Genomic DNA, 8,182 nt, shown 5'->3' with positions numbered 1-8,182 from the left:
CGAACAGGACAGTGAAACGACTTCGCGCCGATGATAGTGCGGGTCCCCGTGTGAAAGTAGGTCATCGTCAGGCTCTTACAGCCCAAATCGCCCCCCTGTGCATTCGCCCAGGGGGGCGTTTTGCTTTGGATTTGGGCAAGGCGAACAGTAGGGTAGTATTGACGTTCACGTCAACGTCAATTCATGGCTACCTACACCATCAGTGATCTCGCCCGGGAGTTCGACCTCACCACCCGCGCGATGCGCTTCTACGAGGACATGGGCCTGCTGCGGCCCGAGCGTGCGGGACCAGGTGGGCGCAACCGTATCTACAGTGCCCGCGACCGTACGCGGCTGAAGCTGACGCTGCGGGCCAAGCGGCTTGGCCTGTCGCTGACCGAGGCCAAGGAGATCATCGACCTCTACGACAGCCCGCGTGATACCGGCGTCCAGCTGGTCAAGTTCCTGGAGGTGCTCGCGATGCATCGCAGGCAGCTGGAGGCGCAGATGATGGACCTGCAATCCAATCTGGACGAGGTGCGTGAGCATGAGCGCGAGGCCCAGGAGCTGCTGGCAAAAATTGAATCGCCAAAAGTCCAAAGTCGTGGATAATTGACGTTTACGTAAACGTAATACAGCTCCTCGCCTTCGCTGATGGGTCGTGGCCTGCCTGTTGCATCAGGAAAGGCGGCACCATGTGGGACATGGGCGAGGTGCATCCTACGAAACACCCCCTTCATCCAGGAGACGACCCATGAGCATTGCCACCCAGTTGCCAGGCCTGAACTTTCAGTTGGGAGAGGACATCGACGCGTTGCGCGATGCCGTGCGCGAATTTGCGCAGATGGAGATCGCTCCGCGCGCGACGGAGATCGACCGCACGGACCAGTTCCCCATGGATCTGTGGCGCAAGTTCGGCGAACTGGGCGTGCTGGGCATCACCGTGCCCGAGCAGTACGGCGGCGCCGACATGGGCTACCTCGCGCACATGGTGGCCATGGAAGAAATCTCGCGCGCCAGCGCTTCGGTGGGCCTGTCCTACGGCGCGCACAGCAACCTGTGCGTGAACCAGATCAACCGCAACGGCAATGCGGCGCAGAAGGCCAAGTACCTGCCCAAGCTGATCAGCGGGGAACACGTGGGCGCGCTGGCCATGAGCGAGCCCGGCGCGGGCTCGGACGTGATCAGCATGAAGCTCCGGGCCGAGGACAAGGGCGGCTACTACCTGCTCAACGGCAGCAAGATGTGGATCACCAACGGCCCCGACGCCGATACGCTGGTGGTGTACGCCAAGACGGAGCCCGAGCTTGGCGCGCGTGGCGTCACGGCTTTCCTGATCGAAAAGGGCATGAAGGGCTTTTCGATCGCGCAAAAGCTCGACAAGCTGGGCATGCGCGGCAGCCACACCGGCGAACTCGTGTTCCAGGACGTGGAGGTGCCGGCGGAGAACGTGCTCGGCCAGGTCAACGGCGGCGCCAAGGTGCTGATGAGCGGCCTGGACTATGAGCGTGCCGTGCTCACCGGCGGGCCGCTCGGGATCATGCAGGCGGTGATGGACAACGTCGTGCCCTACATCCATGACCGCAAGCAGTTCGGCCAGAGCATCGGCGAATTCCAGCTCATCCAGGGCAAGGTGGCCGACATGTACACCGTGCTGCAGGCCGGCCGCTCGTTTGCTTACACCGTGGCCAAGAACCTGGACATGCTGGGCGCCGAGCATGTGCGCCAGGTGCGCAAGGACTGCGCCAGCGTGATCCTGTGGTGCGCCGAAAAGGCCACCTGGATGGCGGGGGAGGGCGTGCAAATCTACGGCGGCAACGGGTATATCAACGAGTACCCGCTGGGCCGGCTGTGGCGGGATGCGAAACTCTACGAAATCGGCGCGGGCACGAGCGAGATCCGCCGCATGCTCATCGGCCGCGAGCTGTTCGCGGAAACCTGCTGACAGCCTGCGCCGGCGCCGCTCTTTCGTTCACTCCAAGAAGAAAAGGATTGCCCCATGACCATAACCTCCATCGACGAGCTGTTTGCCCACAACCGCGAGTGGGCCGAACGGATGGAGCGTGACCGGCCCGGCTTCTTCACCGGCCTGCTGGCGCAGCAGAAGCCGCGCTATATGTGGATCGGCTGTTCCGACAGCCGCGTGCCGGCCAACCAGATCACGGGGCTGGAGCCCGGCGAGGTGTTCGTGCACCGCAACATCGCCAACGTGGTCGTGCCCACCGATCTCAATTGCCTGTCCACCATCCAGTACGCGGTGGACCAGCTCAAGGTGGAGCACCTGATGGTCGTGGGCCACTACGGCTGCGGCGGCGTGCTGGCGGCGCTGCAGGATGCGCGCATAGGCCTGGCGGACAACTGGATCCGCCATGTGAAGGACGTGCGCGACAAGCATGCCGCATTGCTCGAAAGCCTGGACCTGCCATGGCGCCATGACGCGCTGTGCGAGCTCAATGTCGTCGAGCAGGTCATGAACATCGCGCACTCCACGGTGATGCAGGATGCCTGGGCGCGCGGCCAGAAGGTGCAGATCCACGGCTGGTGCTACAGCCTGAACAATGGCCTGATCACCGATCTGCAGATGAGCGTACCCGATGTGGCGGGGCTCGGTGAAGCGTACCGCCAGGCCGTGGCCCTGGTGGCCGGCCGCGCGCGCGGCCAGTAGCGGGCCACCGGAGCGGCGCGGCGCCATTCGTCACCCTGCCAGGCACGGTCCATGTTTCCCGAGCGACTCGATGCCCCGCAGGCCTATGACATCGCCAAGGCGATGATGGATGGCTTCAACCGCCACTACCGCCTGTTCCGCGCCGAGTCGGCGCGCGCCAAGCACCGTTTCGAGACGGCCGACTGGCATGGCCAGCAGCGCGCGCAGCGCGAGCGCATCGAGTTCTACGACCTGCGCGTCAAGGAATGCGTGCGCCGGCTCGACAAGGAGTTCAACGCCGGCGTCCAGCCCATGGACCTGTGGCACCAGGTCAAGCTGCACTACATCGGCCTCATGGTGAACCACCTGCGGCCCGAGCTGGCCGAGACCTTCTTCAACTCGGTCACCACCAAGATCCTGCACCGCACGCATTTCCACAACGACTTCATCTTCGTGCGGCCCGCGGTCAGCACCGAGTACATCGAGAGCGACGACCCCACGGCGCGGCCCACCTACCGCGCCTACTATCCCGCGCCGGGCGGCCTGTCGGCGGTGGTCTCCGGCCTCGTCGAGGACTTTGCGCTGCAGCGCCCGTTCGAAGACCTGCGGCGCGACGTGGCCTGCGTGGCGCGCGCCATGGAGCAGCGCCTGGGCGCCGCGAAGCTGCGCAGCAACTTCCAGATCCAGGTGCTGTCCAGCCTGTTCTTCCGCAACAAGGGCGCGTACGTGGTGGGCAAGGTGATCAACGGCTTCAACGAGCTGCCGTTCGCGCTGCCCCTGCTGCATGGCGAGCGCGGCGGCCTGGTGATCGACGCTGCGCTGTTCGGCGAGAACGACCTGCAGATGCTGTTCTCCTTCGCGCGCGCGTACTTCATGGTGGACATGGAGATCCCCAGCGCCTACGTGCAGTTCCTCGCAGGCCTCATGCCGAGGAAGCCCCGGGCCGAGCTCTACATCGCCCTCGGGCTGGCCAAGCAGGGCAAGACGCTGTTCTACCGCGACTTCCTGCACCACCTGAAGTATTCCAGCGACAAGTTCCGCATCGCCCCCGGCATCAAGGGCATGGTGATGCTGGTGTTCGACCTGCCGAGCTTTCCCTACGTGTTCAAGCTCATCCGGGACCATTTCCCGGCGCCCAAAGAGACGACGCGCGAGCAGGTCCAGGGCAAGTATCTGCTGGTCAAGCAGCACGACCGCGTGGGCCGCATGGCCGACACGCTGGAATACAGCCTGGTGGCCTTCCCGCGCGACCGCTTTTCCGATGAGCTGATCGAGGAGATACGCAAACATGCGCCCAGCCAGCTCGAGATCAGCGACCGCGACGGCGACGGCCGGCAGGAGGTCATCATCGACCACCTGTACATCGAGCGGCGCATGGTCCCGCTCAACATCCACCTGCAGGAATGCATCGATGCCGGCCTGGACAAGCCCGAGGCCGCGAGCGCCCTGGAGCATGCCGTGCTCGAGTACGGCAATGCCATCAAGGATCTTGTGGCGGCCAACATCTTCCCCGGCGACATGCTGTGGAAGAACTTCGGCATCACGCGCAACGGCAAGGTGGTGTTCTACGACTACGACGAGATCGAGTACGTGACGGACTGCAACTTCCGCCGCGTGCCGCCGCCGCGCTGCGAGGAGGACGAGCTCTCCGGCGAGGTCTGGTGGCCCGTGGGCCCGCGCGACGTGTTCCCCGAGACCTTCGGCCCCTTCCTGCTGGGCAACGAAGCCGTGCGCGCGGCGTTCATGCGCCACCATGCCGATCTGCTGGACGTGGACTTCTGGCAGTCGCACAAGGAGCGCATACAGGCCGGCCATGTCTACGACGTGTTTCCCTACGATGGCGCGCGGCGCTTCCGCTGCGCGCCCCCTTCCCATCAACCCCAAGGAGATTCCCTATGAGCCAGCATCAAGACCCCATCGTCATCGTCAGCGCCGCGCGCACGCCCATGGGGGGCTTCCAGAGCGACTTCGCCGACCTGGCTGCCCATGACCTGGGCGGCGCCGCCATCCGCGCCGCCGTCGAGCGCGCCGGCATCAGGCCGGAGCTGGTGGACGAAGTGCTGTTCGGCAACTGCCTGATGGCCGGCCTGGGCCAGGCGCCTGCGCGCCAGGCAGGCTTCAAGGGCGGGCTGCCCCAGAGCACGGGCGCGGTGACCCTGTCCAAGATGTGCGGCGCCGGCATGGAGGCCACGATCCTCGCGCACGACCAGCTCGTGGCCGGCAGCCGCGACGTGATGGTCGCCGGCGGCATGGAGAGCATGACCAACGCCCCCTACCTGCTCAAGAAGGGCCGCGCCGGCTACCGCATGGGCCACGACAAGATCTTCGACCACATGATGCTCGACGGCCTGGAGGACGCCTACGAGCCCGGCCGCTCCATGGGCACCTTCGGCGAGGATTGCGCGGCCAAGTACCAGTTTACGCGCGAGCAGCAGGACGCCTTCGCCATCGAAAGCGTCAAGCGCGCCCAGGCCGCCACCGCCAGCGGCGCCTTTGCCGCCGAGATCACGCCCGTCACCGTCAAGACCCGCAAGGGCGACGTGACGGTGAGCATCGACGAAGGCCCGGCCAAGGCCAGGCTGGACAAGATCGCCGGCCTCAAGCCCGCGTTCAAGAAGGACGGCACCATCACCGCCGCGTCCAGCTCCAGTATCAACGACGGCGCCGCCGCCATGGTGCTGATGCGCGAGTCCACCGCCAAGCAGCTCGGCTGCAAGCCGCTGGCGAGGATCGTGGCCCATGCCACGCACGCGCAGGCGCCCGAATGGTTCTCCACCGCCCCCGTGGGCGCGACCGAGAAGGCGCTCAGGAAGGCGGGCTGGAAGGTGGAGGACGTGGACCTGTGGGAGATCAACGAGGCCTTCGCCGTCGTCCCCATGGCGCTGATGCACGACCTCAAGGTGCCGCACGAGAAGGTCAACGTCAATGGCGGCGCCTGCGCGCTGGGCCACCCCATCGGCGCCAGCGGCGCGCGCATCCTGGTCACGCTGATCCACGCGCTCAAAGGCCGGGGCAAGACGAAGGGCCTGGCCACGCTGTGCATCGGCGGCGGCGAGGCCACGGCCATGGCAATCGAACTCGTTTGATTGCTACTGTATGAATAGCTGCTGGCGCTTGATGGACAAGCGCTGGCGGCCTTTTCGGCTCATAAACCCATGGCAACCATCCTGGTGATAGGCGCCTCGCGCGGCATAGGCCTCGAATTCGTGCGGCAGTACCGCGAGGCCGGCTGCCGCGTCATCGCCACCGTGCGCGACGACGCGGGCCGCGAGCGCGTGCAGGCCCTGGGTGCGCAGGCGCTCACGGTGGACGTGGCCAATCCCGCGAGCGTCAGCGGCCTGGCCTGGATGCTCGACGGCGAGCGGCTCGACGTGGCGCTCTACGTGGCCGGCGTCATCCGCCGCCCCGGCGCGCTCACGCCGCCCACGCGCGAGGATTTCGACGCCGTCATGCACACCAACGTGCTCGGCGCCATGCAGGCCATCCCGCAGGTCGCGCCGCTCGTGGCCGACGCGCGCGGCGTGTTCGCCTTCCTGTCCTCGTCCATGTCGCAGATCGGCAGCGTGCCGGGCAGCGATGCGTGGCTCTACCGCACGAGCAAGGCCGCGCTCAACATGGCCGTGGCCGCGGCGCAGCACGACTATCCCCAGGCCACTCTGGTCGCCATCGACCCCGGCTGGGTGCAGACCGACATGGGCGGGGCTGGCGCGCCGCTCACCGTGGAGGCCAGCGTGCGCGGCATGCGCGAGACGCTGGCGGGCCTCGCGCCCGCCGACAAGGGCCGCCTGCTGCACCACGACGGCCGCCGCGCCGCCCATTGGTAATGAACAAGGAGACAGCATGCTGCTGACCCAAGACCAGGAAATGATCCGCGACGCCGTGCGCGACTTCGCCCAAGACCAGCTGTGGCCGAATGCTGCGCGCTGGGACAAGGAACACCACTTCCCGAAGGACGTCCACCGGGGCCTGGCGCAGCTCGGCGCCTATGGCATCTGCGTGCCCGAGCAGTACGGCGGCGCCGCGCTCGACTACGTGAGCCTGGCCCTGGTGCTCGAAGAAATCGCCGCGGGCGACGGCGGCACCAGCACCGCGATCAGCGTGACCAACTGCCCCGTGAACGCCATCCTCATGCGCTACGGCAGCGAGGCGCAGAAGCAGCGCTGGCTCACGCCGCTGGCGCGCGGCGAGATGCTCGGCGCGTTCTGCCTCACCGAGCCGCACGTGGGCTCCGACGCCTCCGCGCTGCGCACCACGGCGGTGAAGGACGGCGACGGATACGTCATCAACGGCGTCAAGCAGTTCATCACCAGCGGCAAGAACGGGCAGGTCGCCATCGTCATCGCCGTGACCGACAAGGGCGCGGGCAAGAAGGGCATGAGTGCCTTCCTCGTGCCTACCGACGCGCCCGGCTATGTGGTCGCGCGGCTGGAGGACAAGCTCGGCCAGCACAGCAGCGACACGGCCCAGATCAACTTCGACGGCTGCCGCATCCCGGCCGAGAACCTCATCGGCGCCGAGGGCGAGGGCTACAAGATCGCGCTGGGCGCGCTGGAGGGCGGGCGCATCGGCATCGCCGCGCAGAGCGTGGGCATGGCGAGAAGCGCCTTCGAGTTCGCCGTGCAGTACGCCAAGGAGCGCGAGAGCTTCGGCCAGCCCATCTTCGACCACCAGGCCGTGGGCTTCCGCCTGGCCGACTGCGCCACGCAGATCGAGGCCGCGCGCCAGCTCATCTGGCACGCCGCCAGCCTGCGCGACGCCGGCCGGCCCTGCCTGAAGGAGGCGGCCATGGCCAAGCTGTTCGCGAGCGAGATGGCGGAACGGGTCTGCAGCGCCGCCATCCAGACCCTGGGCGGCTACGGCGTGGTGAACGACTTTCCCGTGGAGCGCATCTACCGCGACGTGCGCGTGTGCCAGATCTACGAGGGCACGAGCGACGTGCAGAAGATCATCATCCAGCGCGCGCTGGGGTGACGCGGCGGCGCCGGCTCCACGTCGGCCCTACTCCGCCTGCAATCCCGCCCTCAGCGCTGCGGCCAGGTCGGCAGGCAGCGATTGCACTCCTTTGACAACGCCAGGCCCGCCGCTGCGCCAGTGAATCGAAAACTGGCGATCGGGATCGCTCCTGCCCGGCACGTACCGGGCAATGTCCACGACAACCTCGGTGCCGCCTTCGATGAGCGCTGCGGATGCCAGCAGCTTGACCGTCGGGCCCAGTTCGCGCACGGTCAGCACGAGGAGCAGATCCGATCCGGGGGGAACGGCGGCCTCCAGGCGGTCATGGTCCGCGCTGGCCACAACGGTCGAGGGAAAGCACTTGGCATCGGCAAAAAAGTCAGCGATGCCTCGCGCGGCCGCCGCCTCGCGCTCTGGAACATCCTTTTGGTCGGATCTCCAGCGGGTTTGCCAGAGCACCGCGGCCTTCAGTTCCGATTGCGGCTGGCAAACCGGCGCCTGCCCGGCTGGCGATGTCGTCATCGTCGTCGTGGAAGCGCATGCGCCCAGCAGCGCTGCGGTGGCGATTGCGGCGGCCTTGCGAGCGCGGGGGAGGAAGGTGTCCAT

8 protein-coding genes are annotated in these 8,182 nt (G+C 66.8%); 7 read left to right on the top strand and 1 reads right to left on the bottom strand.

Features of this window, described 5'->3' with window-relative positions:
* Window positions 1-183 precede the first annotated feature (183 nt).
* The 7 genes from ACX12L_RS19220 to ACX12L_RS19190 all read left to right on the top strand — a co-directional run bounded on the left by ACX12L_RS19220 (window position 184) and on the right by ACX12L_RS19190 (window position 7,594).
* Window positions 184-591, top strand: a complete 408-nt coding sequence (locus ACX12L_RS19220; protein WP_459264046.1) for a MerR family transcriptional regulator — start codon at window positions 184-186, stop codon at window positions 589-591.
* 142 nt (window positions 592-733) lie between these two features.
* Window positions 734-1,924: an isovaleryl-CoA dehydrogenase gene (locus ACX12L_RS19215; RefSeq protein ID WP_459264045.1), complete on the top strand. Its 1,191-nt coding sequence runs from the start codon at window positions 734-736 to the stop codon at window positions 1,922-1,924.
* 54 nt (window positions 1,925-1,978) lie between these two features.
* Window positions 1,979-2,644, top strand: coding sequence for a carbonate dehydratase (can, locus tag ACX12L_RS19210; protein ID WP_459264044.1), 666 nt, complete (start codon window positions 1,979-1,981; stop codon window positions 2,642-2,644).
* A gap of 51 nt (window positions 2,645-2,695) precedes the next feature.
* Window positions 2,696-4,522: a bifunctional isocitrate dehydrogenase kinase/phosphatase gene (gene aceK / locus ACX12L_RS19205; protein WP_459264043.1), complete on the top strand. Its 1,827-nt coding sequence runs from the start codon at window positions 2,696-2,698 to the stop codon at window positions 4,520-4,522.
* Window positions 4,519-5,709, top strand: a complete 1,191-nt coding sequence (locus tag ACX12L_RS19200) for an acetyl-CoA C-acyltransferase (protein WP_459264042.1) — start codon at window positions 4,519-4,521, stop codon at window positions 5,707-5,709. Before aceK ends, ACX12L_RS19200 begins: the two co-directional genes overlap by 4 nt.
* A 69-nt stretch (window positions 5,710-5,778) precedes the next feature.
* On the top strand, window positions 5,779-6,447 hold the full coding sequence (locus ACX12L_RS19195) for an SDR family oxidoreductase (RefSeq protein WP_459264041.1): 669 nt from the start codon (window positions 5,779-5,781) through the stop codon (window positions 6,445-6,447).
* A gap of 16 nt (window positions 6,448-6,463) precedes the next feature.
* On the top strand, window positions 6,464-7,594 hold the full coding sequence (locus ACX12L_RS19190) for an acyl-CoA dehydrogenase family protein (protein WP_459264040.1): 1,131 nt from the start codon (window positions 6,464-6,466) through the stop codon (window positions 7,592-7,594).
* Window positions 7,595-7,621: 27 nt separating this feature from the next.
* Here ACX12L_RS19190 and ACX12L_RS19185 read toward each other — a convergent pair whose 3' ends face one another.
* Window positions 7,622-8,182 (bottom strand): hypothetical protein, encoded by a 561-nt coding sequence (locus tag ACX12L_RS19185; protein WP_459264039.1) that lies wholly within the window; start codon window positions 8,180-8,182, stop codon window positions 7,622-7,624.

It is taken from the genome of Alicycliphilus sp. T452 (assembly GCF_054512775.1).
Note: the sequence above shows the minus strand (reverse complement) of the source record. Positions and strands in the feature narration are given on the sequence as shown.